The following is a 19,089-nucleotide window of genomic DNA, read 5'->3' on the forward strand; positions in this document are numbered from 1 at the left end:
ACAGTTGTTGCAGAAGAACTGCACGCCGGCCGAATCGACCTTCACGCTAAGACAGGGCTTTTTCCGGTTTCCAGCCTTCCGCTTGTGCGAGCATTCAGGACAAGTCGTATAGAATTGACCGCCCCGGCTCGACTTCTCGATGATCTTGAACTCCCGGAAGATATCCGACGCGCTCCGCATCTTTCAGCATCCATTTGGTGGGAGCCGGCGGCTCGATATCGGCCCGCTTCCAATCGAAGAAACCAAGTTGCCCGACCACAGGAATCGGCTCGCATGGTTCCGGGTTGCGGAGCACGAAACCCCAATAGCCGAAGAACCACGGGCTATCGCTTTGCTTGACCGCGTCGACGATTTCGACGCTTCCGATAATGGCGCCGCGCGTGAGATCGATCGCCGCCGGGCAGCGCACGCCGAGTTGCGACATGAACCCGCGAGCCGCGTCGTAATAGGTGCGCGTCATCCCCTTTGACGCATGGATGGCGACGCGGCCGCGGAATTTCAGCGCCGGATTGTCATCGCGCCAGGAGCGATTCTCGATCGGCTTGCCGCCGTACACCACGGCCCAGGCCCAGGGCTGAATCAGGGAAAGGCATTTCGCCGGCAGCATCAATACCTCCTATCCATGACTTCGCGCGCGCCGTTCTTTTCCGCCTCGCGCTGGCGATACTCGACATCTCTTTCCACCCACGTCCGCCACGCCGCCGGCCAATCGGCATATTCCCGCGCGTTCGCGTGCGCGCCGTTTTGGAACTTCGTCCACATCCGAGCGATTTCCTGCGGAGTGAAGCCGCGATCCGCCGCATAGGCGACTCGATCCGCCGTCAAAGAGAACCCTTCCGGCCAGCGGTGCTTGACCTTGCGGGGCTTCGTGGGAGCGCCATCGGGAAAGAGCGTGGATTGTACCGGCTTCCTTTTCGAGCGCGGCGGAGCAAGCGTCATGGCCCGCGCAATGGCATCGTGCGCATCCCGTACCCGCAAGCCCCGTTCAACAAGAGCCTCGATCAGATCGCCGACCGTCGGCGCTTCGAGAATGTTCACAGCGACATCTCCATTTGGGGCTTAACCGGCTCGTTATAGGCAACCGTCCACCTAATCGCCTTGCGGCCCGCCTCAGTCGTTCCATAGAGGCCGCTTGGCTTCACCGCGCCGCGCTCGACAAGATGGCGAAGGTTGCCAGAGACAGCTTGGTGCGAGCGGCAAATGCGCGTCTCGATTTCCTGACAGATCAGGCCCCCCTCACTTGCCCTTGTGAGGCACTCCATTATGAGACGATCCAGCTCGGCCGAGACCGGAAGAAAATCGCGCCACGCTTCGCGCGACGTCGGCTGATACCGAATCTTGCTCATGCTTCCACCCGCTCAACAATCTCGCGGACTGTCACAAGGACTTGCGGAACCTCGCCATAGACCTTGACGTAAAAACCCTGCACCACTTGCGTGTCATCGACGAACACGACGGTATTGAAAGCGTCGTTCCAGGCCTTCAGGATATTGTCGATATCCGGCTTTTTCGTCGGACGAATAGCGCCAGCCAGGGCGAGCGCGCGCTTTTTCTTCGACCAGCTTTGCGGTACCGGAAACACGGCCCGCAGCTTCATCTCGCAAGGCCCGACGATCGGAGCGCGGCCGGCCATGACATCCATTGCTTTCGTCCGGATCATCCCCTCATAGGTGACCGTCTTTTCCGGCGTGTGGTGGCCCACGGCCAGCTTTCCGGTTTTCTTTTTCTTGTAGAGGAATGACCGAGCACGGCCCTTGCCCTGCGGAGCACCCGCAAGCTGAATCATCACCTCAAGCATTGTGGTGGACCTCCGACACCGAATACTTGCGGCGCGGCAGCATCTCGCCCGGCTCAAGACGGACACGAAGGAAATAGCCTTCCTTCCACACCGTGATGACTTCCACGTTGGACGACTCGATTTTCTTGCGCAGCTTGCACAGAAGAACGTCGACCGTTTTCCAGTCCGGCCCGCCGTTCGGATCATTCCAATAAAGCGCATCGAATAGTTTTTCGCGGGTTACAACCCGACCATTTTTCGCTGACTTCCACAGCACATCGAAAATGGTTGCTTCGCTTGGCGTGAGCCGAGTCGAATAGCTGGTACCGAGCAATTGCCGAGTATCGGGACTCCACGACAGCCCATCGCCCAGGTGCATAGATTGCCCGCAGCACGGGCACAGGATTTGTTTTTCGTTAGACACGGACTGTTCTCCGGATATCAGGCAGACGATTTGCCACCGTATGTTCGCGGAGCCGCAATTGCTTTGCGATCTCCGCCGTGTTCAGCCCGCGGCGCCACAAAGCGGCGATGAGTCCCTCGTCTACGAGACTCAGCGCCGGAATGTGCAGGGTGCGCGAGCTGCGCTCCCCCGGCTTAGTCGTCATCGTCCGTTGTCCCAGGAAGGTCCGGTTGATCCTTGTCCGCCTTTGCCGGCGCGCGTTCGCCGAGGTAAACCGTCGGGTCGGACAGGATCAGCATCGCCGACGAATTGCCGTGCTCAGCCAACTTCGCCATGCTGTCGACCAGGGCGGAGGTTTCGATTTCCATCTTGATCGAATCCTTGACGAGCCACTTGTTGAGCTTCACGACGATATGCGGGAAACCCTGCTGCGCCATCAGGCCAGCGGCGCGGCGAACAGCGTCGATCGCGGTTTTCTGGATGGCGTCAATTGCTTCCTGTTGCTCATCCTCCGCCAGCATCGCCCACGGCACTTTGATCGATCGCACATGCGTCAACAGCGCGTCGCGGATATCGCCCGACAACGTTTCGATCTCCGCCAAGTCGATGATTTTCTCCGGCGGCAACTCCGCCGAAACCGGCGGCTTGATGTTCTGACTTTTCGACACGTTCACTTCTCCTCTCGTTTATCGGCAGTTTCAGCCCGACCGATTTCATAGCGAGCCCGTTCACCGACCCACTGCGCGATAAGCATTTCGAGCGTGACGCCCTCCGCCTGCGCGATCATCTGGATTGGCTCTCTCAATTCCGGATCGACATGACGCAGCACCGCGCGCTCGTTGAGTCGCCGGCGTTTGCCGTCCCGCAGCCCGTCGAAATAATTCAGCACCGTTGTGTGGTTGCGCTTGAGGATTCGGCCGATTTGCCCCGACGTGAATCCCGCCTCGCGCAGCCGATGCGCGGCGTCGCGCCGAGCAGCGACCAGATGCAAATCGCGCCTATGCCCGAAAAAGTCGTCGCGGTGCATCCGGTGCAGCGAGAGCACGGCCGAGATAATCAGCTTCGCGCGCCCGATCTCCGCGACCCTTTGCGGCGCCAGAGTCAGCATGTCGCGCTCGCGCAGTTCGTGCACGGACGGACCCATGCCGGGCGCCACATAGCGCCCGCTCCGGATAACAGACGCGCTCACGCCGCCGACCTCCGAGCGATGGAGCGGTGATAGGCACAATACGGCATGCCGTCGTCATCAAGGTGAGGAAGGCCGCAGAACACGAACTCATTTGTCGGCGTATCGTGTGGACTGCACTCGAATTTGCATTCGCCATCTTCCAGCGCCAGGAACGGCACGAGGCGCGGCTCGAACGCCGCGACGGCACTAGGCGAAGGCAGCGGGGCTTTGCGCTTCTTCACGTCGCCGCCGCGCGTGGCGACATGGAGCCGGCGCATTTTGCCGATGACGGCGCTGCGGGTGAAGTCGTACCCATGCGCCGCGAGCCGGCTTGCAATTTCGCTTGCCGTGAAAAGCGGGGCATAGCTTTCGAGCAACCCAACCGCTTTGTCATCCCATTCGCTTGGCCCATGCATAGTTCAATGCTCCCGTTCTTTTTGGATTTGATCGATGGATACGCCCGCCTGGATGGCCTCGGCGAAGTCCGCAAACCGACGCGAAACGTTGAGCCACCAATGCGCCCTTCGCTTCGCGTAGATCGCCAGCCAATCAGCGAAGTTGATGAAGATGTTTTTCAGCACTGTTGAGCCCCCGCACGAACTCACGCCGCAAAGCGCGCGGCAGCGCTACGCAAGTCGGACTATGTTTTGAGAAAGGAAGAGAGCGCCGGCCCCTATCCGGTTTCCTCGATCGCCTTCGCCAACTCCTCTTGCTGGCGACGCAACTCCGCTCTTTTCACGCTTCGCTTGAAGTCGATCCACCAGAGCGGTGTTGCGTCGCCCATGATGGCTTCAAGGAATTGGAAACCCTCATCGCTGCGCAGCAGGCATGCAAGTGCGTCAGACGAGAGGCTGTATTTGTTTTCTAGCCAGTATCGGCACATGCGATCGCTCGCGCCCGTCTTGTGGCGCAAAGCCCAATCGGTTTTCACCGGCCAAAGCTTCTGAGCAACCCGCGCCACGATCGCGGTTACCGAATCAATCACGCCCGGCTTTGCCGAACTTCGGAAAGCCCTTTCCGAGCCAGGTCTTGCTTCCTTTGGAATCAGTCGGCTTACTGCATCCATAGCGCAACCCCCGCAACGATTTCGAGGGCAACACCAACAGACAGAGAGGCCGCCAGTGCATTCCAGATATAAAAATCGTAGAGTTTACTTGAAACCTGCCGATCTATCCCAGACCGTTCGCGAACTTCAAAAAAGAACGAACGAGACACCGCATGGGAATGCAGGAACAAGACTTGATTCCGGATACTTTTGGACTTCCGGAATATTACGTGACCGGCGTAACAACGGAAATCGATGGGCCGAACGTGCGGGTCACGTACTATGCGCGGCGTCACGGACAGGTGCATTGGCTGTTCAGCAAGGTTGTCCGCGCCGAACACTTGATGCAGATCGGGCGGACTTGCCAGCACGTGGCAGAGCAAGCTTTCAACCTCGCCCAGATGATGGAGAGCCATCAAAGTCATTGAGCCGCCCCAAGCTGTTCCTCAAAGAGGAAATCGTTCGGCGTCACTTCGCCATTGGTCTCATCGAGAATCCGCTTGGCGAGCTCCCTACCGACCCAGACCGTACCGTTACACAGTCCGGTAATCGTCGCGGGCGACACGCCGACACTCGCGGCGAATGCAGAGCGCCGTCGTTCTTCTCGTCTCAACCAGTCGGTTAGTTTCATGGCGTACTAATAGCATTACTAAAATTCGCTTTCAAGCCAACTTTTTAGTGATGCTATGTGGCAAGCGACGAGTTGATAGTTCCAAATGTTTAGTATGGGTAAAAAAACGATTCAGAGCCGTGCTGCGCCGCGCCCGAGCCCTTGGAGGCGCAATTACGTCAAGCAATGGCGGAAGTACCGCGGCTTGACCCAGGAGCAGCTTGCCGAGCGCGCCGGCATGACAGTGGGCAATATTTCTCAGCTTGAGCAGGGAAAGCAGGGCTATTCGGACAAGGGACTGCACGCCATCGCCGAGGCGCTACAGTGCACGCCCGGTCAACTATTGATGGTCGACCCCACCGAGGATTCGGCCATTTGGGCCATCTGGGAAACGGCCGAGCCGTCCGACCGCCAGAAAATTCTTGAGATCGCCAAGACGATCACCGGCAAGAGCAGCCTGAATTAGCCTAATCCTCCCAGAGGATCGGCTGGCGAGGCGGCTCCTCAATCGGGAGCCCGAGGCCGGTTAGAGCGACTCTCTCGTGCGCCACTTCAGCGATTCGTGAATCGCCCGACTCAAGCGATTTTTGCGCGCACATTGCACAAATCTCCAAATCACCACGCGATTCGGTCACGGCGTAGCGGTGACGCTTGAGCCCGCCGGTCGACCACATGCGGCACGCAGTATCTTTCCGCGACTCGCTCCAAATGTGCGCGCGGACCTTCGCGCCCTTCTTCCGGATCAGAAATTTGCTCACGAGCCTCTCTCCATAACTAAGACTCTGAATCTCTTACTTTCTGAGTCTCTGTCGAGGGTTGCTCGGAAGGGTTCAGGAAGCCAACACCCCCCTTACCCCCCTCACTGAATTACAGTGAGGAAAGTGAGGAAGACATTGGCCTCCGCGTTCATTCTGTCGATGGGAGACGGAATGGGACGAGTCAGCCTGTCTCGGCGTTTTTCCTAGCAGCACATCCGACAAGGGAAATCCCTCACACCCTGCGCTACCGGCAACCCGCTAGGGGAATCGTCACCGGGAGCGGTTGGCTAATAGAGTCACTATTGCCGCGTCAAGCCGGCCGGAGGGCCGTCACCGAACCGTGATCGACATTCTTTATAGTATCACTGAGATTCATGTTGCGATCTGCTTTTAGTATCACTATTAGTTTGCCCATCGGCGGCGCGGTGCTGTCCGATGAAATCGGTGGGGACCGATGATGCAGACAAAAAAGATTTTCACGCTCAAGAGCTTTGCTCTTGTCGTCATAGCTGACGCTGTTCTCGCGCTCGCGCTCCTCACCTACGCGATTTTTTTCTGAGGAGTGGCAGCAGTGAGTTTGACGAAGAAAACGAAGTCCCGTTCTCCCTACAGCAAATACGGAAAGATTCCGCATCGCTACAGCGAGACGTACCAGCGTTGGAAGACGGCAGTGTGCGCCGGCCGCGATAATGAAGCCCGGCAACTCGCTTTCGAGCACGCCGCGAAGTTCGTCCGCAATCCCGCGTTTCATCGCGAACTGGCCAAGGCCGGCACGCTGCAAGCGGCTCAGTGAGGAACGATGATCTTGGAACAGGAGCGCAAGCATTTCTTCCGCGTGTCGGGTGAAACGGTGGTGACCGGGATTGTCCCGATTGCCGGCGGATATGCCGCGGTGCTCGCAGACGACCGCGACGGCTTGAAGGGTTTCGGCTGCACTCGGTTGTCCGCAATCACCGACCTTTCCGAACGCTTGGATGTTCTTCGCCAGGATGGCGAGGAAATGAGAGACGAGCCCGACCATGCGGCCGCGCACCACGATCACACGCGCGATTTGCGCAAGCACGCAACGGCAGGAGTCTAACATGGCGGCACGATTCAAGACGGCGGAAACGCTCGGCATCACCCAAAAACAGAAAGATGCTTTGGTGAAAACCCTTCGCCTGCTCGAAGGGGGCAAGGCGAAGCACGTTGATCCGCCGCCGATCGCGATCGATTGCGAACGCAAGCGCCGATATTCTTTCGATGGCCTGTTCAATATGCGGGTTTGGAAGAAGAAAACTGATTGCGGCACTGTCGCATGCATCGGCGGAACGGCAGAATTGGTTGGCGGGGTCAAGTTTACTGACGTTACCATGAACGACAATCTGGAACTGGCAAAGCTGTTTTACCCGCATTCCGGCGGACTGCCGTTCAGCGCCATCACGGTAAAGCAGGCCGCGAAGGCTCTCCGCAATTACCTCGCCGTCGGCGCTCCGCTCTGGGAGAAGGTACTGCGCAGCGCGGTTAAGCGCGCGAAGGACCGCGAAGTAGCGCCGACCCGCTTCTAACCACTTCGAAATCTCGAAACACCACAACAACCGCCCTCGCATGCGAGAGGGCGGAAGGCCCCTCGCATCTCGGAGTCAGCCATGCGCCGACCGCTTCGGAAGGGATACGTCCATCTCGCAACCATCGCCGTGACGGTTTTGCTTTGGGCCGTCGTCATCAACGCCGCGACGCTCGCGCATGCCATCGGGGATTTGCTCCGATGACGCTCGATTTCAAGCTTTCGCTCGCGCTCGCGTTCGCTGGCGCATTCATCCTCGCAGCACTGGTGTAGCCATGAATCAATTGACCATCCAGGGACCGGCGTCGCTTGTGCCGGCGATGCAGCAGCAGGCGCAAGACCCCATCGTCTCAATGATTGCGATGGTGGAGCGCGCCGCGCGTGACCCGTCCGTCGATATCGTGAAGATGGAAAAGCTGTTCGACCGGCTCGAGTTTTTCCGGGCGCAGCAGGCCGAGCAGGCTTTCAACGAATCCATGTCGATCGTTCAAGGGAAAATGCGCGCCGTCGCGGCGGACGCTTCCAACCCGTCGACAAAGAGCCGCTACGCCACTTACTTCGCCTTGGATAAGGCTTTGCGGCCGATCTACACGGGCGAAGGTCTCGGCCTCTCCTACGACACCGAGGATAGCCCGCACCCCGAGATGGTTCGCGTCGTCTGCTACGCGACCAAGGGACTCTTCACCCGGAAATACAAGGTCGACATGCCCGCCGATGGCAAGGGAGCCAGGGGCGGAGACGTGATGACCAAGACGCACGCCGCCGGCTCCGCCATGACGTACGGCCAGCGGTACCTGTTGAAAATGATTTTCAACATCGCGATTGGCTCAGACGACGACGGGAATGCAGCCGGCGACCAGAACCCAGCCCACGAAATCACCGCGGCGCAACTGAAAGAACTGCGCGACCTGATCGCGGAAGTTCGCGCCGATGAGGCGAAGGTTTGCAAGGCCTGCCACGTCGCCACCCTCGAAGACATCACCTCGAAGAACTTCGAGAAGGCCAGGGCCAAGCTGGTTTCGATGAGGAGTCCGCTATGAGCACCGCCCTGATTAACATCGACGTTTTGACGCCCGAGAAGGTTTTCGCGCCCGGCGGAGTCGAGGAGATCATCTCCAAATTGGAGAAAGATGTTCGGGCAATGGAGCGGCCCGGCATCGCCACCGAAGACGATCGCAAGGAACTTGCGTCGCTCGCCTACAAGATCACGCGCAGCAAGACCGCGCTCGACGAGATGGGCAAAGAGCACGTTGCCAAGCTGAAAAAGGTTGCCGGCGTCATCGACGCGGACCGCCGGATTATCCGAGATCGCCTCGAAGCGTTGAAGGACGAAGTTCGCAAGCCTCTCACCGATTGGGAGAACGCGGAGAAGGCCCGCGTTGAGGCTCACGAGATCGCGCTAAACGCAATCCATGCAATCAGCACTGATTTGTTTGGCGCCGGTTCGGCAGCGCTCCGCAGCCGCTTGGATGGCCTGCGCGACCTCATGAAGCGCGACTGGCAAGAGTTCGGCCCCAAGGCAGAGGTTATGGCCGAGGACGCGGCAACGGCCCTCACGGCCGCTCTAATAGTCGCGGAGAAGGCGGAGGCGGAGGCTATCGAACTGGCGCGACTGCGCGCCGAAGCGGCGGAGCGGGAACGCCGGGACCGAGAGGAGCGCATCGCCAGGGAGGCGGCGGAGAAGGCCCGCGCGGACGCCGAAGCGAAGGCAGCCGCCGACCTCCGCCGCCTCGAAGCAGAGAAGTCCGAAGCGCTCGCCCAGGCGGAGCGCGACAAGGCCGCCGCCTTGCAGGCACAGCAGGATGCAGCGGCAGCCATCACTTATGAGCGCGCCCGCATCGCGGCGGAAAACAAGCGGGTTGACGATGAAGCAGCAGCGCGCGCTCGCGACGTCGACCGTCGCGCCGGCATCCACCGCGCTGCAATGCTCGCGCTGATTTCCGGAGGGCTTTCCCAGGACGCCGCAAAGCTTGCCGTGACCCTGATCGCCAAGGGCAAGATTCCCGCAGTCACCATCACTTACTGAGGTACAGAAAAATGACCATCCACATTTGCGAACAAGGGAGCGAGGAGTGGCACGCACTCCGCCGCGGCAAGGTGACAGCGTCGCGCATTGTCGACGTTTGCGCCAGGACCAAAACCGGATGGGGCGCCAGCCGGAAGAACTACAAGGCCGAGCTTGTTCTTGAGCGGCTGACCGGCAAGACCGCTCCATTCTTCACGTCCCAGGCCATGAAAGAAGGCCAGGAAAAGGAACCGATCGCCCGCAGCGAGTACGAATTGAAGCGGCGTTGTGACGTGCGGCAAATCGGTTTCGTCGACCACCCGATAATTCCGATGGCTGGCGCGAGCGCTGACGGTTTCGTGGGCGAAGATGGGCTTGTCGAGATCAAATGTCCGATTGCGGCGACGCACTTGGAATATCTCGAAGCCGGTACCGTTCCGAGCGAATACGTCAAGCAAATCGATTGGAATTTTGCCTGCAACCCAGGCCGAGTGTGGTGCGACTTCGTTTCGTTCCACCCGGATTTTCCGGAGGCGATGCAGCTTTTCGTCGTTCGCACCTTGCGCGACGCGAAGAGGATTGCCGAGGCCGAGTCCATCGTGCGCGACTTCGAGCACGAGGTTGATATTGAGACCCGCGTTCTCCGCAAGAAGTATCTCAAGGTCGCAGCATGAGCGTCGACAGCATTCCAGATGAGGAATTGCTGCGGCGTGCCGTGAAGGGAGCCCGCAGCAATAAAACCCCGTGGCGCGGCTCCCCGCGATGGGTTGCCGTCATGGAAACGTTCGGCCTTGGCTCGACATACTCCGCCGAGCTTTGCCGGCGGTTCGACCTCGATCCTTATGAAACGGTGAAGCCATCATGAGTCAACGGGCAGTGCTCACAATCCTTTCCGTCGTCGATCGCCAGAAGGCGCGCGAAATCTTGGAGAGCGCGCCCATTGGATCACGTCTCGAAGTTCGCGCCGCTCCGGCCCGGTCGCTCAAGCAGAATGACCTCATGTGGGGCCGGCTCGCCGACATCGCGAATCAAGTGGTCTGGCACGGCCAGAAGCTAACCGACCAAGACTGGAAAGACGTGCTCACCGCCAGCATGAGGCGAGCCAAGATCGTCCCGAACATCGACGGCGATGGTTTTGTGCAGATCGGATACCGCACCTCGCAATTCACGACTCCGGAAATGACCATGTTCCTCGACCTGATAGACGCTTTCGGCACTCAACAGGGCGTGAAGTTCACGGACATCGAGCGACAACTAAATTCGTACGGGCAGCAATCGCAAACGGCTGCCAACCACGATGAGGCCCGTACGGATCAACCAGCGGCCGCGACGGGAGAAGCGGGCGCGGCCGCTGGCACTATTCCCGAACGCGAGCCAGGAGACGAAGGACTCTCGGACGATTGGCGCCACACGTACCTAACCTGCATGATGAATCGGCGGGACAAGGCCATGTCCCTGCACTCGCGGCACGCCGAGGCGATTCAAATGGTCGGAGGCACGCCGCGCGCACGAGAGCTTGCATGGATGAGGCTTGCATGGCGCGCGGTGGAGCACCGCAACAAGGGCAAGATGAAGCCCGGTGAGTTCGACGCGAAGCTGACCGAACTGCTCTCGATGCCGTTGCCGGATGAGGATGCCGGCAAATGAAACTGCGCGGCACAGAGCGGAAAGAGTTTCCGCTATCGGTCCGCAAGGCCGCGTTCGCGCGGTGCTGCAAACCGGACGGAATCCCGAAGTGCGAGAACTGCGGGAAGCCGCTCCGCCCCGGAAATATCGAGTACGAGCACCTTACGCCGGATGGGCTTGGAGGAGAGCCGACGCTTGAGAACTGCGGCGTTTGGTGCCGCGTCCCATGTTCGAGCGCCAAGACCCACAAGGAAGACAATCCGCGCATGGTGAAGGCCGATCGCGTGTTGAAAAAGAGTTTCGGATTGGAGCGCAAAAAGAAGGCCTTCCAGTCCCGCGGTTTCGAGAAGCGACCGCGCCAGAACAACGCTTCCAGGCCGATCAACAAATGGCGGCCGGATATCGAGGAGAACGGACAATGACGAACTATCTATCAGCAGAAGTGCTCCGGATCGAACCGGCAGTGCGCGACGCTCTGATTAAAACGCTCGACGCGTTCGAGTCCGGCCTCATTCGCCACGTTGAACCGACCGACCTTAAGCCGGTGGATTGGTCTGAGCCGTACAGCCATCAATTCTCAGGCGAGTTCAACATGGCCCAATGGTTCATGCCGCATAAATGCGGGACGGCGGCCTGCATTGGCGGCACCGCGGAGTTGATCGGCGGCCTTGGCCCGCACACCATCAACGCAGCCAAGACCCCGGAACTGTATTTCCTGTTCTATCCGGATTGCGATGCTGAATATCACGGCATCAAGGTGGAGCACGCCCGCGAAGCGCTCCGGAATTACCTCACGTTCGGCGATGCCGATTGGAAGCTTGTTCTTGGCGAGGAGGATTGATCCATGCGGACACCTCCGAAGGACTCACCATTCCTGCCGGGAACACGCGTAGCAATCCGCGTCTCTGGATCGCGATGGAGCCACATCCCCGACACCTTCACCGAAGGCTTTGTGGAGAAAAGCTACAAGAACGGCAATTTCGTTCTGCGCGGATCATCGCAGCAATATCGGCCGCACAGCCCCGGCGGAATGACGAAGCATTGGACCGCCTACCAGACGGGCGAGGGAAGCTATTTCCGCGGAGAGGTTCGGGTTTGGGATGATGCCGCCGAGGAGGAGATCGCGCAGCAGAAGGCGCGCTATGCCCTCTACAAGAGATTTTCCGAATCCCAGGAGATCATCAAGGCCACGCGTTGGGATGACGACATCAATCCCGACATCGTCGCCAAACTCGAAGCCGCAGCGACCGCAATCACAGGAGTCGTCGGAACGTGACCGAGAAGAACAATCGGCCCTTCTTCACCCAGGAAGCCATTCGCGACATCAGCGAGAAGGTTTACCGCGAGCAGCTTGGCGCGGAAGACGTTCGACGCATGATCGCAAAGGACGACGACGGCGGGAAGAAGCTTCGCAATCGAGCCGCGTCATATGACCAACTGACTCGGGTTTATCTCAAGGTGTTCGGCGTGGAGCCGACAGAAGTAGGAGGCTGACTATGGACGCGAAACTTAAATCGGAATGGGTTGCCGACCTTCGCAGCGGCAAATTTACCCAGAACATTGGTCGGCTCTACGATCCAAAGACCGGCGGATATTGCTGCCTAGGCGTTCTGGCGCGGCGCATCGGCCACCGGATAACGAACAACGGATATAGCGCCGATGGATATCGGCAATTCCACGAAGTTGTCGGGAGCGCCAAGGCTTGCACCGACCTTTGGCACATGAACGACAAGGGCGTGCCGTTCGACCTGATCGCCGATCACATCGAGGCGACCCTGTGATTATCGATCACGTCACACCAGAAGAAGCGCTGGCGTTCATCGCCGCGCTCGCCGCCTATTGCATGATTTGGAGGATCAAAGAGTGAGCGCCGGTTGCCTGATCTTTCTGGGGCTGACCTATCTAATCGGCGGCCAAAAGGGACTCTTCATCGGCATGATTGCCGGCGGCATCCTTGGCCTGATTGCGAGGCACTGAAATGAACGGGAAATCACCCTGCGCCAGGACTCGGCTCGCTGACACGATGGCGCTTCATTTGAAGCTGGACGATGCCTCGCCCGGTTTCAATTTCACCGATGAAGACATGGCGTTGATGGTTGACAGCCTCCGCACCGCAGCGCGCGAGAACGAGGAGCTTGCAGCGCTCCGCAGCCGGCTCGAAGCCGTCGGCGCCGAAGTCGAACGCTGGCGCAAGAGCGCCCGGTTGCACCTCGACGCCGCCGCCAAAATGGAATCATCCGCAGACGATGAATGGTATCTGCACCGCGAGAGCGCGCGCATTTACACCGCCTGCGCGCTCGACATCTACGGAGCGTTGAACGGAAAGCCAAGCGAACCGCCGGCAGCAACGATCGACGACGTCCCTTCATGCGGGATGGAGAACGACTACCGAAAGGCGAGGCCATGATCCTGACCGTTGAAGAAGCCACGACAAAGATGTGCCCGCAGACTCTTGGACCCGTCGCGACCGCTGACCGCGTCCACTATGAGTCCTCTTGCTGCATCGGCGCGGAATGCATGGCTTGGCGCTGGAATCGCGATCCGGCATTTAAGAAGGGTAAGGACGGCAATTCCGTAGCAGTCGGATATTGCGGGAAGGCAGGCCAGCCGTGACCGGGTTTTACGTGAAGAAAGAGCCCAAATGGGATTGGCGCAAATTCCTCACGGAAGAGGAAGTTGCGGCCATCGCCGAGGCCGACGCGGCGAAAGTTCGATGGCAGGAATTGAACAAGGAGCGCTCGCGCATCACCAACCGCGCCCTACAGCGCGCGAAATATGCCGAGCAGCACGGGGAATCGAAGTGACGCTCCGCAAGACTGAAAATCTGCTACGTGGCGACCGCACGCCGGCGTATGTCAACCGCGAGACCGGCGCGGCGGAATTGCTAATCTCGCCTGACACTTGGGACCAATGGGTGAAGGAAGGCCGGCTGCCGCCGCCGTGCGATGCGTTCCCATCCGGAGCGCCGCGCTGGCGTTGGGCCGACGTCGACCGTAAGCTATCAGGAAAGCAGGCCGCGGACACGACAGATGCCGCGATCACAGGGGCAATGAACTTTGGCAAAAAGTCGGGAAACAGGCGTTCCGCTGCCTGAAGGTGTTGAGAAGGTCACCGTCCGCAAAAAGAGCGGTAAGGTCTACACCTATTACTATTGGAACCCTCACCGCGGCACTGATCGCGAGGGCGAGCGCATGCCGCTTCCCAACGCCGATAAGAAGCCGGTGGCTTTCTGGAAAGAGGTGGAACGCCGGCAGAAGGAAACGCCGACGGCCTGCCCACCCGGCTCAATCGGAGCCCTGATCGAGCGCTATCGGGACAGCGATGAATTCAAACGCTTAGGCGACGGCACCCGGACGAATTACGAAGTGCACATGCGGCGCTTCGAGGACCGCGAGACTTGGGGCTTGGTAGCCGTCAACGATCTAACGCCGCTCGCCGTGCAGACCGCGCGCGACGCGATGAAGGAAACGCCGGTCATGGCGAACCAGATGCTTTCCGTCGGGCGCACCATCTGGGATTGGGCTATCCCGCTGGACCTCGCCAAACTCAATCCGTTCGACAAGGTGAAAGACCTCGAAATTCCCGATCGCGGTCATGTGCCTTGGCCGGCGTGGGTTGTCGAATACGTGCGGCTGCACGCGTGGCCTGATCTTGTCCGGATGGAGCGGCTTGGCATCATGACATGCCAGCGCGGCAGCGACCTAATCCGCATGGGGCCGGAATTTCGCGAGCACAATGGCATCTGGTGCCGGCCGAAGAAGACGCGGAAGCGCCGCCGGTCCTTCCACATCCCGCTGTCGACCACTGACGCGCTCGAATTGGATCGATGGGCCGAAACGCCGGTCACCTACACCAATTCGCGCTGGCTCAAACCGATCGACCGATTCCGAGATGACCTGTACCTCTATTCGCCCAAGGGAGCGCAGTACACCGCCGACGGGTTGCGGGCGCGCTGGGGCCGCTGGCTCGCCGACACCCCGGAAGGCAAGCAGCTATGCAAGCGCTGGAAGGAATGGGTTGCCGCCCAGGTGAAAAAATACGATTGGGATATCGACCCCGAGGAAAAGGACCATCCGACCATCCACGGCCTACGCGGTACCGGCATCCTCGCCCGAGCCGAGCAAGGCTATGACGTTGACCAGATCGCGAACGACATCGGCATGTCCCGCCAGAACGTCGAACACTACATGCGGTTCCGAGATCAGATGAAGGTTGGTGCCGACGGTCAAAACCGACTGAGGCTTGTGAAGGATTCAGGTTAGAGGGTTTTGCAAAAACCTCAGAGAGGCCCGGAAATAGGCGGTTGTAAAATGGGGCTGATTGCAAAACTACGTTAGGAATATCAATTAGATAGGCCAAAAACCGATGTGCTACCGTTACACCATTCCCCAAGAATTGCTCAACGGCATCAATAGTTTAAGTCTATGACCGGAGCAATTGGCAGCGGGCGGGATGGCAGATGGCCGCCTCGCTACGGGTCTTTCTACTGTTCGGTCCGGGCCTTGGCAAGCGCGTATGGCGAGTGTTCCCGGGCAAAAAATGCAGCTCGTATCGCGCGCGGCCGGCTCCGCCCCGCCGCCGTCAACGTGGCCGGCAGCGCCAGCCGCCATGCCTGTGCTCGCCCAATCAATCCTCCACGCGTGTCTTCGGACGCAAGGAGAGCCGCATACGCAGCGGCTGCGGCATGTCGAGCGGGGTGCTGCCGACGCCGTCCCCGATCAGAAGCGCGGATAGATCATGCGAAGCGTCATCGTCGAGACCTTCCAACTCGATGCGCTGGACCTTGCCATCGGGCATCGCCCATACGCGCACGACAATCGACGGAGGCGCCGTCCCGGCATCAGGTGCACGCTTTGCGATCGCGTCATGGAAGCGGCGCGCCGGTGTCGTGTCCGACGCGAGCCGCTCCTGCAAGCGAAGCTGCAGGCGCTTGGCGAAGTCCTGCCACGCCGCCGGCGCTGGGGCCGCATTCAGCCAGCCGTCCACGTCGGGCGCGGCCCTGGCCGAGGTTGACTCAGCCGCGAGCAAGACGGCAAGCGCGCCGAGCGCCGCGCCGATCCCGCGCGCACGTTGTCGCCAACAGATGCGGCCTCGGCCGGGATGGATCGCGGGCTTCATCCGCATCTGGCGCGGCTACTGGACGGTGTGCGGCGCATCGGTCTCGGCGCCGCGGTCGCGCTCGGCGGCCGGGGTCGGCAACACGGCGCCGGCAGCGGGCGCATTCGATGCCTTGGCCCTGGCCAGGCTGGCCAGTTCGTCGCGCAGATAGCCGACGAGCTGCTGCACCAGGTGATCCCAGATCTCGATCTGGGCGCGCAGGTTGGTCTGCGTCACGCCGCCCGCCACCGAGACGTCGAGCGACAGCGCGAGGAACGGCGGGCTGAGTTGCAGGCGCGCGAAGCGGCGGGTCGCATTCCAGCGGTTGACCACCTCGAGCGGCAGTTCGCCCTGCACCTGCAGCACGGCGATCAGGGCGACATCGAGGAAGCCCTGCTCTTCGCCGCCGATCCGGTTGCCGGGGCGGACGTCGAACGCGAGCCCGTTGGTCGCGGAGCGCAGATACGAGAGGCCCGCGACCGGATCGGTCAGGGTCTCGACGCGATAGCCGGCGAGTTGAAACAGATCGCGCAGGCTCTCGAGGGTCAGCTTGGTGATCGTGGCATCGGACATTGGAAAACTCCGTAGGCTTGTGGGTGATGGGATCGTCAATCGCAGCGGAATGCCGATGGCTTGTGTTGCGTCATCGGCATCAGAAGGCGGCGCTGGCGGGCAGGACGCGCGAGGGCCATGGCGCGGCCTCCGGCGAGCGGGCCGATCGCGCCTGCGCGATCATGGCGCGCACCGCCTGCGCCAGCTCGGGCAGAATCAGATCCGTCAGGCAATCGCAGGCGGCGATGCCGATGCCGACGTGGCGCGTGGTGGTGCGGACCGGCGCACCCGCTGGCCCGGCGGGGAGAACAAGACCGGAGCGGCCGGCGGCGAGGTCGGCGGCAAACTGGGCCTCGATCCGCAGCACCGGCGGAGCCGCGTCATCGCCGAGCCGGTCGTTGACGGGCAGATGCGTCAGCGTCGACCGCGCATCCGATATCAGCAGCCGCAGATGGCGAACGATCGCCGCGCCCTGCGCCGGAACCTCGTCCAGTCGGATCGTGCTGCCGAGCAACAGATCGGTGTCGAGTGCGAAATGGACGCGATGCCCATCGACCGTGGCCGGCAGCACCTTGCGGATCTGCCAGTAAGTCACCTCGCCGAGGCGCGCGTCATCGCCGTTGAGCTGAAGGCTGCACCGGATCACCAGATGCGTCGGGCCGTCGCCATCGCGCGCGAGCTGATCGCCGAACTGCAGTGAGACCCGGCACCCGGCCGGCAGCACATGGCGCCGCCAGGTCGCAACCACGGCGCCGCGATAGCCGCCCATCGCGAGCAGCGTCCGGAGCCGGCCGGCGGTCAGCATCAGCTCCGGGGCCGGCGCGGCGATGGGCGGCATGGCGGCCATCGCGAGGGCTACCGCGCCGCCGGCGTCGGGCCGCCGAGCAGGCTTGAGAGCGCGAGCTCGTTGATGACGGGCGGGTTCTGCTTCAACAGCTCGGCGAGGTAGGCGCGGCGCAGCGCCGCCGCGCGCTCGCTGCGCATCTGCTGGGTGAGCGGCTCGCGCACCTCCGGCAAGGTTTTCGTGTAGGCGGCCTTGGTGTCGATCAGCTTGACGATGTGCCAGCCGTCGTCGAGCCTGATCGGCTCGGCGATCGCGTTCTTGGCGAGCGCCATCACCTGGCTGCGGATTTCCGGCCGGATCTGGGTTTCCGCCACCCAGCCGAGCGCGCCGCCGGTCTTGGCCTCGCTGGTTTCGTTGGCGAGCGCGGCGAAGTCGGCGCCAGGGGCCTTCAGCTTGCGCTGGAGCTCCTCGACGGTCCTCTTGGCCTTGTCCTCGGTGGCCCTGTCGGCGTCCTTGGCCACCGCAATGAAGATCTGCGCGAGCTCGAATTGCCGCGGCATCAGGAACGAGGCGCGGTTGGCGTCATAGACCTTCTGCAAGTCGTCCTCGCTCGGGAAGCTGGACGGCGGGGTGGAGACCTGCTGCAGATAGAGCTCGACCACCGCGCTCTCGCGCACCCGCTCGAGCTGCTCGGCGATGTTGGGCTTCTGATCCCACTTCTTGGCGGCAACCTCCTGCAGCACCAGACGGTTGGCGAGCATCAAGCGCACCGCCTGGCTGAGCAGGTTCGGATCCTGGGTGAATGCGGCGCGTTCGCGTGGCCCGAGCGCGGCGACATAGGCGCGGATCTGGTCCGCCGAGATGTTGGTGGTGCCGACCCGGGCGATCACGTCGTCGCTGGCAGCGGACTTTGCCGTGGCTGCGCCCTGCGTTGCGGCCGCCTGCTGCGGGGCCGTCGGTGCCGGGGCCACGGCCTTCGGCTTGGCAACGGCGTGGGCGGGACGCGGCGGCGCCGCCGTCTGGGCGAATGCGGCCAGCGGCAGGCCGGCGAGCGCCGTGGCCATCATCGACACGCGGAGTGATCGCATCAGGATTGTACCGCGGAGAGGAGCGAGGTTCATGGTTGTGCCTTCTGGTCGAGGAGCGTGTCGCCGGTGTCCTGGATCTTGTTCTGGATTTCGACCCGGCGCAGCCCCAGCATCGGCTCGTGCGCGACAATGGTGTCGCCGATCGTGACGCTCTTGTACTGCTTCAGCAGCTCGCGGCCGGCCTTCAGCATCTGGTCGTTCTTGGCGACGCAGCCCTTGGTCGAGGCCTTGTAGGCGTTGGCCTCGCCTTCGAACCTGGCCCGCGCGGCGTCCTTGTCGCGGGCGACGGTGGCGGCCTCCTCATAGGCGGCCTTCCATTTCTCCAAGGTCTCGTCGCGTTCGGAAAGCCGCTTGTTGAACTCGTCGACGGCCTCGCGATGCTGCTTCTCGACCTGGCGCACCTGCGCCTTGGCGGCGTCGACCTGGGCTTTGGCTGCGGCCTTGTCCCGCTCGGCGTCCGCCAGCTTGGCCTGCAGCGCGGTGCGCTGGTCCTCCAATTGCCGGGTCTGCAGGGTGGCGCTGCGCAGGGCGTCGCGCAGCCGGTCGGTCTCGGCATCGGCGCGGGCGGGTTCGAGGTGCGACCACGCCGCGACGGCCGCCAGGGTGAAGGTGAGAATGCGCATTGTCATG

At 61.4% G+C, this 19,089-nt stretch carries 35 protein-coding genes; 17 read left to right on the forward strand and 18 right to left on the reverse strand.

Annotated features, from left to right (window positions below; translation table 11 throughout):
- Positions 1-94: 94 nt before the first annotated feature.
- The 10 genes from J6497_RS13015 to J6497_RS13060 all read right to left on the reverse strand — a co-directional run bounded on the left by J6497_RS13015 (position 95) and on the right by J6497_RS13060 (position 4,414).
- On the reverse strand, positions 95-607 hold the full coding sequence (locus J6497_RS13015; protein WP_225704667.1) for an ASCH domain-containing protein: 513 nt from the start codon (positions 605-607) through the stop codon (positions 95-97).
- Positions 607-1,038: a hypothetical protein gene (locus J6497_RS13020; RefSeq protein WP_225704668.1), complete on the reverse strand. Its 432-nt coding sequence runs from the start codon at positions 1,036-1,038 to the stop codon at positions 607-609. Before J6497_RS13020 ends, J6497_RS13015 begins: the two co-directional genes overlap by 1 nt.
- Positions 1,035-1,346, reverse strand: a complete 312-nt coding sequence (locus tag J6497_RS13025) for a hypothetical protein (RefSeq protein ID WP_225704669.1) — start codon at positions 1,344-1,346, stop codon at positions 1,035-1,037. Before J6497_RS13025 ends, J6497_RS13020 begins: the two co-directional genes overlap by 4 nt.
- Positions 1,343-1,798, reverse strand: a complete 456-nt coding sequence (locus tag J6497_RS13030) for a RusA family crossover junction endodeoxyribonuclease (protein ID WP_225704670.1) — start codon at positions 1,796-1,798, stop codon at positions 1,343-1,345. Before J6497_RS13030 ends, J6497_RS13025 begins: the two co-directional genes overlap by 4 nt.
- On the reverse strand, positions 1,791-2,201 hold the full coding sequence (locus tag J6497_RS13035; protein ID WP_225704671.1) for a winged helix-turn-helix domain-containing protein: 411 nt from the start codon (positions 2,199-2,201) through the stop codon (positions 1,791-1,793). Before J6497_RS13035 ends, J6497_RS13030 begins: the two co-directional genes overlap by 8 nt.
- Positions 2,202-2,374: 173 nt before the next feature.
- Complete coding sequence (locus tag J6497_RS13040) at positions 2,375-2,848, reverse strand: hypothetical protein (protein ID WP_225704672.1); 474 nt, start codon at positions 2,846-2,848, stop codon at positions 2,375-2,377.
- Positions 2,849-2,850: 2 nt separating this feature from the next.
- On the reverse strand, positions 2,851-3,324 hold the full coding sequence (locus J6497_RS13045; protein ID WP_225704673.1) for a hypothetical protein: 474 nt from the start codon (positions 3,322-3,324) through the stop codon (positions 2,851-2,853).
- Between the two features lie 41 nt (positions 3,325-3,365).
- Complete coding sequence (locus J6497_RS13050) at positions 3,366-3,764, reverse strand: GcrA family cell cycle regulator (RefSeq protein WP_225704674.1); 399 nt, start codon at positions 3,762-3,764, stop codon at positions 3,366-3,368.
- A gap of 3 nt (positions 3,765-3,767) precedes the next feature.
- Complete coding sequence (locus tag J6497_RS13055; protein ID WP_225704675.1) at positions 3,768-3,929, reverse strand: hypothetical protein; 162 nt, start codon at positions 3,927-3,929, stop codon at positions 3,768-3,770.
- A 92-nt stretch (positions 3,930-4,021) separates the two neighbouring features.
- Positions 4,022-4,414 (reverse strand): hypothetical protein, encoded by a 393-nt coding sequence (locus J6497_RS13060; RefSeq protein ID WP_225704676.1) that lies wholly within the window; start codon positions 4,412-4,414, stop codon positions 4,022-4,024.
- A gap of 152 nt (positions 4,415-4,566) precedes the next feature.
- Between J6497_RS13060 and J6497_RS13065 the strand changes: the two genes are divergently transcribed.
- The gene (locus tag J6497_RS13065; RefSeq protein WP_225704677.1) at positions 4,567-4,821 is read left to right on the forward strand and encodes a hypothetical protein; all 255 of its coding nucleotides are present in this window, start codon (positions 4,567-4,569) and stop codon (positions 4,819-4,821) included.
- On the opposite strand, the gene J6497_RS13070 is transcribed toward J6497_RS13065, so the two are convergent.
- Entirely contained in the window at positions 4,815-5,024 is a 210-nt protein-coding gene (locus J6497_RS13070) for a helix-turn-helix domain-containing protein (protein ID WP_225704678.1), read from the reverse strand. The genes J6497_RS13065 and J6497_RS13070 overlap by 7 nt on opposite strands.
- Before the next feature lie 94 nt (positions 5,025-5,118).
- On the opposite strand from J6497_RS13070, the gene J6497_RS13075 reads away from it, so the two are divergent.
- Entirely contained in the window at positions 5,119-5,469 is a 351-nt protein-coding gene (locus J6497_RS13075) for a helix-turn-helix domain-containing protein (protein ID WP_225704799.1), read from the forward strand.
- Between the two features lies 1 nt (position 5,470).
- On the opposite strand, the gene J6497_RS13080 is transcribed toward J6497_RS13075, so the two are convergent.
- Complete coding sequence (locus tag J6497_RS13080; protein ID WP_225704679.1) at positions 5,471-5,761, reverse strand: hypothetical protein; 291 nt, start codon at positions 5,759-5,761, stop codon at positions 5,471-5,473.
- Positions 5,762-6,071: 310 nt separating this feature from the next.
- Positions 6,072-6,587 (reverse strand): hypothetical protein, encoded by a 516-nt coding sequence (locus J6497_RS13085; protein ID WP_225704680.1) that lies wholly within the window; start codon positions 6,585-6,587, stop codon positions 6,072-6,074.
- Here J6497_RS13085 and J6497_RS13090 point away from each other — a divergent pair.
- From J6497_RS13090 to J6497_RS13165, 15 genes are all read left to right on the forward strand, one after another.
- On the forward strand, positions 6,567-6,842 hold the full coding sequence (locus tag J6497_RS13090; RefSeq protein WP_225704681.1) for a hypothetical protein: 276 nt from the start codon (positions 6,567-6,569) through the stop codon (positions 6,840-6,842). The genes J6497_RS13085 and J6497_RS13090 overlap by 21 nt on opposite strands.
- A 1-nt stretch (position 6,843) precedes the next feature.
- On the forward strand, positions 6,844-7,308 hold the full coding sequence (locus tag J6497_RS13095) for a hypothetical protein (protein WP_225704682.1): 465 nt from the start codon (positions 6,844-6,846) through the stop codon (positions 7,306-7,308).
- A gap of 283 nt (positions 7,309-7,591) precedes the next feature.
- A complete protein-coding gene (locus J6497_RS13100) occupies positions 7,592-8,347 on the forward strand; it encodes an ERF family protein (protein WP_225704683.1) in 756 nt (251 codons plus the stop codon).
- Entirely contained in the window at positions 8,344-9,333 is a 990-nt protein-coding gene (locus J6497_RS13105) for a hypothetical protein (RefSeq protein ID WP_225704684.1), read from the forward strand. The genes J6497_RS13100 and J6497_RS13105 overlap by 4 nt, the downstream gene beginning before the upstream one ends.
- 11 nt (positions 9,334-9,344) lie before the next feature.
- Positions 9,345-9,986, forward strand: a complete 642-nt coding sequence (locus J6497_RS13110) for a lambda exonuclease family protein (RefSeq protein WP_225704685.1) — start codon at positions 9,345-9,347, stop codon at positions 9,984-9,986.
- The gene (locus J6497_RS13115) at positions 9,983-10,177 is read left to right on the forward strand and encodes a hypothetical protein (protein ID WP_225704686.1); all 195 of its coding nucleotides are present in this window, start codon (positions 9,983-9,985) and stop codon (positions 10,175-10,177) included. Before J6497_RS13110 ends, J6497_RS13115 begins: the two co-directional genes overlap by 4 nt.
- Positions 10,174-10,959, forward strand: coding sequence for a recombination protein NinB (locus tag J6497_RS13120; RefSeq protein WP_225704687.1), 786 nt, complete (start codon positions 10,174-10,176; stop codon positions 10,957-10,959). The genes J6497_RS13115 and J6497_RS13120 overlap by 4 nt, the downstream gene beginning before the upstream one ends.
- Positions 10,960-11,164: 205 nt before the next feature.
- Positions 11,165-11,779, forward strand: coding sequence for a hypothetical protein (locus J6497_RS13125; protein ID WP_225704688.1), 615 nt, complete (start codon positions 11,165-11,167; stop codon positions 11,777-11,779).
- A 3-nt stretch (positions 11,780-11,782) separates the two neighbouring features.
- Positions 11,783-12,214 (forward strand): hypothetical protein, encoded by a 432-nt coding sequence (locus J6497_RS13130; RefSeq protein WP_225704689.1) that lies wholly within the window; start codon positions 11,783-11,785, stop codon positions 12,212-12,214.
- Complete coding sequence (locus tag J6497_RS13135; RefSeq protein WP_225704690.1) at positions 12,211-12,432, forward strand: hypothetical protein; 222 nt, start codon at positions 12,211-12,213, stop codon at positions 12,430-12,432. Before J6497_RS13130 ends, J6497_RS13135 begins: the two co-directional genes overlap by 4 nt.
- Positions 12,433-12,434: 2 nt before the next feature.
- Complete coding sequence (locus J6497_RS13140) at positions 12,435-12,719, forward strand: hypothetical protein (protein ID WP_225704691.1); 285 nt, start codon at positions 12,435-12,437, stop codon at positions 12,717-12,719.
- Positions 12,720-12,916: 197 nt separating this feature from the next.
- Entirely contained in the window at positions 12,917-13,345 is a 429-nt protein-coding gene (locus tag J6497_RS13145) for a hypothetical protein (RefSeq protein WP_225704692.1), read from the forward strand.
- 202 nt (positions 13,346-13,547) lie between these two features.
- Positions 13,548-13,742, forward strand: a complete 195-nt coding sequence (locus J6497_RS13155) for a hypothetical protein (protein WP_225704693.1) — start codon at positions 13,548-13,550, stop codon at positions 13,740-13,742.
- Entirely contained in the window at positions 13,739-14,032 is a 294-nt protein-coding gene (locus tag J6497_RS13160) for a helix-turn-helix transcriptional regulator (protein ID WP_225704694.1), read from the forward strand. The genes J6497_RS13155 and J6497_RS13160 overlap by 4 nt, the downstream gene beginning before the upstream one ends.
- Positions 13,995-15,200 carry a site-specific integrase gene (locus J6497_RS13165; RefSeq protein ID WP_225704695.1) on the forward strand — a complete coding sequence of 402 codons (1,206 nt, stop codon included), beginning with the start codon at positions 13,995-13,997 and terminating at the stop codon, positions 15,198-15,200. The genes J6497_RS13160 and J6497_RS13165 overlap by 38 nt, the downstream gene beginning before the upstream one ends.
- A gap of 364 nt (positions 15,201-15,564) precedes the next feature.
- Here J6497_RS13165 and J6497_RS13170 read toward each other — a convergent pair whose 3' ends face one another.
- The 5 genes from J6497_RS13170 to J6497_RS13190 all read right to left on the reverse strand — a co-directional run bounded on the left by J6497_RS13170 (position 15,565) and on the right by J6497_RS13190 (position 19,082).
- Positions 15,565-16,056 carry a hypothetical protein gene (locus J6497_RS13170; RefSeq protein WP_225704696.1) on the reverse strand — a complete coding sequence of 164 codons (492 nt, stop codon included), beginning with the start codon at positions 16,054-16,056 and terminating at the stop codon, positions 15,565-15,567.
- A gap of 15 nt (positions 16,057-16,071) precedes the next feature.
- Positions 16,072-16,608: a YbjN domain-containing protein gene (locus J6497_RS13175; protein ID WP_225704697.1), complete on the reverse strand. Its 537-nt coding sequence runs from the start codon at positions 16,606-16,608 to the stop codon at positions 16,072-16,074.
- A 79-nt stretch (positions 16,609-16,687) separates the two neighbouring features.
- On the reverse strand, positions 16,688-17,425 hold the full coding sequence (locus J6497_RS13180; protein WP_225704698.1) for a hypothetical protein: 738 nt from the start codon (positions 17,423-17,425) through the stop codon (positions 16,688-16,690).
- Positions 17,426-17,442: 17 nt separating this feature from the next.
- On the reverse strand, positions 17,443-18,492 hold the full coding sequence (locus tag J6497_RS13185; RefSeq protein ID WP_225704699.1) for a peptidylprolyl isomerase: 1,050 nt from the start codon (positions 18,490-18,492) through the stop codon (positions 17,443-17,445).
- The gene (locus tag J6497_RS13190) at positions 18,489-19,082 is read right to left on the reverse strand and encodes a hypothetical protein (protein WP_376708200.1); all 594 of its coding nucleotides are present in this window, start codon (positions 19,080-19,082) and stop codon (positions 18,489-18,491) included. Before J6497_RS13190 ends, J6497_RS13185 begins: the two co-directional genes overlap by 4 nt.
- Between the last annotated feature and the right edge of the window lie 7 nt (positions 19,083-19,089).

The organism is Bradyrhizobium cenepequi (genome assembly GCF_020329485.1).
In the GTDB taxonomy this organism is placed as follows: Bacteria; Pseudomonadota; Alphaproteobacteria; order Rhizobiales; family Xanthobacteraceae; genus Bradyrhizobium; species Bradyrhizobium cenepequi.

Excerpts from the sequence above, each read along its gene's own strand:
- J6497_RS13170 (WP_225704696.1), bottom strand. The coding sequence starts at position 16,056 with ATGAAGCCCGCGATCCATCCCGGCCGAGGCCGCATCTGTTGGCGACAA.
- J6497_RS13095 (WP_225704682.1), top strand. The coding sequence starts at position 6,844 with ATGGCGGCACGATTCAAGACGGCGGAAACGCTCGGCATCACCCAAAAA.
- J6497_RS13065 (WP_225704677.1), top strand. The coding sequence starts at position 4,567 with ATGGGAATGCAGGAACAAGACTTGATTCCGGATACTTTTGGACTTCCG.
- J6497_RS13115 (WP_225704686.1), top strand. The coding sequence starts at position 9,983 with ATGAGCGTCGACAGCATTCCAGATGAGGAATTGCTGCGGCGTGCCGTG.
- J6497_RS13050 (WP_225704674.1), bottom strand. The coding sequence starts at position 3,764 with ATGCATGGGCCAAGCGAATGGGATGACAAAGCGGTTGGGTTGCTCGAA.
- J6497_RS13030 (WP_225704670.1), bottom strand. The coding sequence starts at position 1,798 with ATGCTTGAGGTGATGATTCAGCTTGCGGGTGCTCCGCAGGGCAAGGGC.
- J6497_RS13185 (WP_225704699.1), bottom strand. The coding sequence starts at position 18,492 with ATGAACCTCGCTCCTCTCCGCGGTACAATCCTGATGCGATCACTCCGC.
- J6497_RS13120 (WP_225704687.1), top strand. The coding sequence starts at position 10,174 with ATGAGTCAACGGGCAGTGCTCACAATCCTTTCCGTCGTCGATCGCCAG.
- J6497_RS13045 (WP_225704673.1), bottom strand. The coding sequence starts at position 3,324 with ATGGGTCCGTCCGTGCACGAACTGCGCGAGCGCGACATGCTGACTCTG.
- J6497_RS13125 (WP_225704688.1), top strand. The coding sequence starts at position 11,165 with ATGTTCGAGCGCCAAGACCCACAAGGAAGACAATCCGCGCATGGTGAA.
- J6497_RS13140 (WP_225704691.1), top strand. The coding sequence starts at position 12,435 with ATGGACGCGAAACTTAAATCGGAATGGGTTGCCGACCTTCGCAGCGGC.
- J6497_RS13060 (WP_225704676.1), bottom strand. The coding sequence starts at position 4,414 with ATGGATGCAGTAAGCCGACTGATTCCAAAGGAAGCAAGACCTGGCTCG.
- J6497_RS13190 (WP_376708200.1), bottom strand. The coding sequence starts at position 19,082 with ATGCGCATTCTCACCTTCACCCTGGCGGCCGTCGCGGCGTGGTCGCAC.
- J6497_RS13105 (WP_225704684.1), top strand. The coding sequence starts at position 8,344 with ATGAGCACCGCCCTGATTAACATCGACGTTTTGACGCCCGAGAAGGTT.
- J6497_RS13145 (WP_225704692.1), top strand. The coding sequence starts at position 12,917 with ATGAACGGGAAATCACCCTGCGCCAGGACTCGGCTCGCTGACACGATG.
- J6497_RS13070 (WP_225704678.1), bottom strand. The coding sequence starts at position 5,024 with ATGAAACTAACCGACTGGTTGAGACGAGAAGAACGACGGCGCTCTGCA.
- J6497_RS13015 (WP_225704667.1), bottom strand. The coding sequence starts at position 607 with ATGCTGCCGGCGAAATGCCTTTCCCTGATTCAGCCCTGGGCCTGGGCC.
- J6497_RS13180 (WP_225704698.1), bottom strand. The coding sequence starts at position 17,425 with ATGCCGCCCATCGCCGCGCCGGCCCCGGAGCTGATGCTGACCGCCGGC.
- J6497_RS13085 (WP_225704680.1), bottom strand. The coding sequence starts at position 6,587 with ATGCTTGCGCTCCTGTTCCAAGATCATCGTTCCTCACTGAGCCGCTTG.
- J6497_RS13075 (WP_225704799.1), top strand. The coding sequence starts at position 5,119 with ATGGGTAAAAAAACGATTCAGAGCCGTGCTGCGCCGCGCCCGAGCCCT.
- J6497_RS13025 (WP_225704669.1), bottom strand. The coding sequence starts at position 1,346 with ATGAGCAAGATTCGGTATCAGCCGACGTCGCGCGAAGCGTGGCGCGAT.
- J6497_RS13110 (WP_225704685.1), top strand. The coding sequence starts at position 9,345 with ATGACCATCCACATTTGCGAACAAGGGAGCGAGGAGTGGCACGCACTC.
- J6497_RS13130 (WP_225704689.1), top strand. The coding sequence starts at position 11,783 with ATGCGGACACCTCCGAAGGACTCACCATTCCTGCCGGGAACACGCGTA.
- J6497_RS13175 (WP_225704697.1), bottom strand. The coding sequence starts at position 16,608 with ATGTCCGATGCCACGATCACCAAGCTGACCCTCGAGAGCCTGCGCGAT.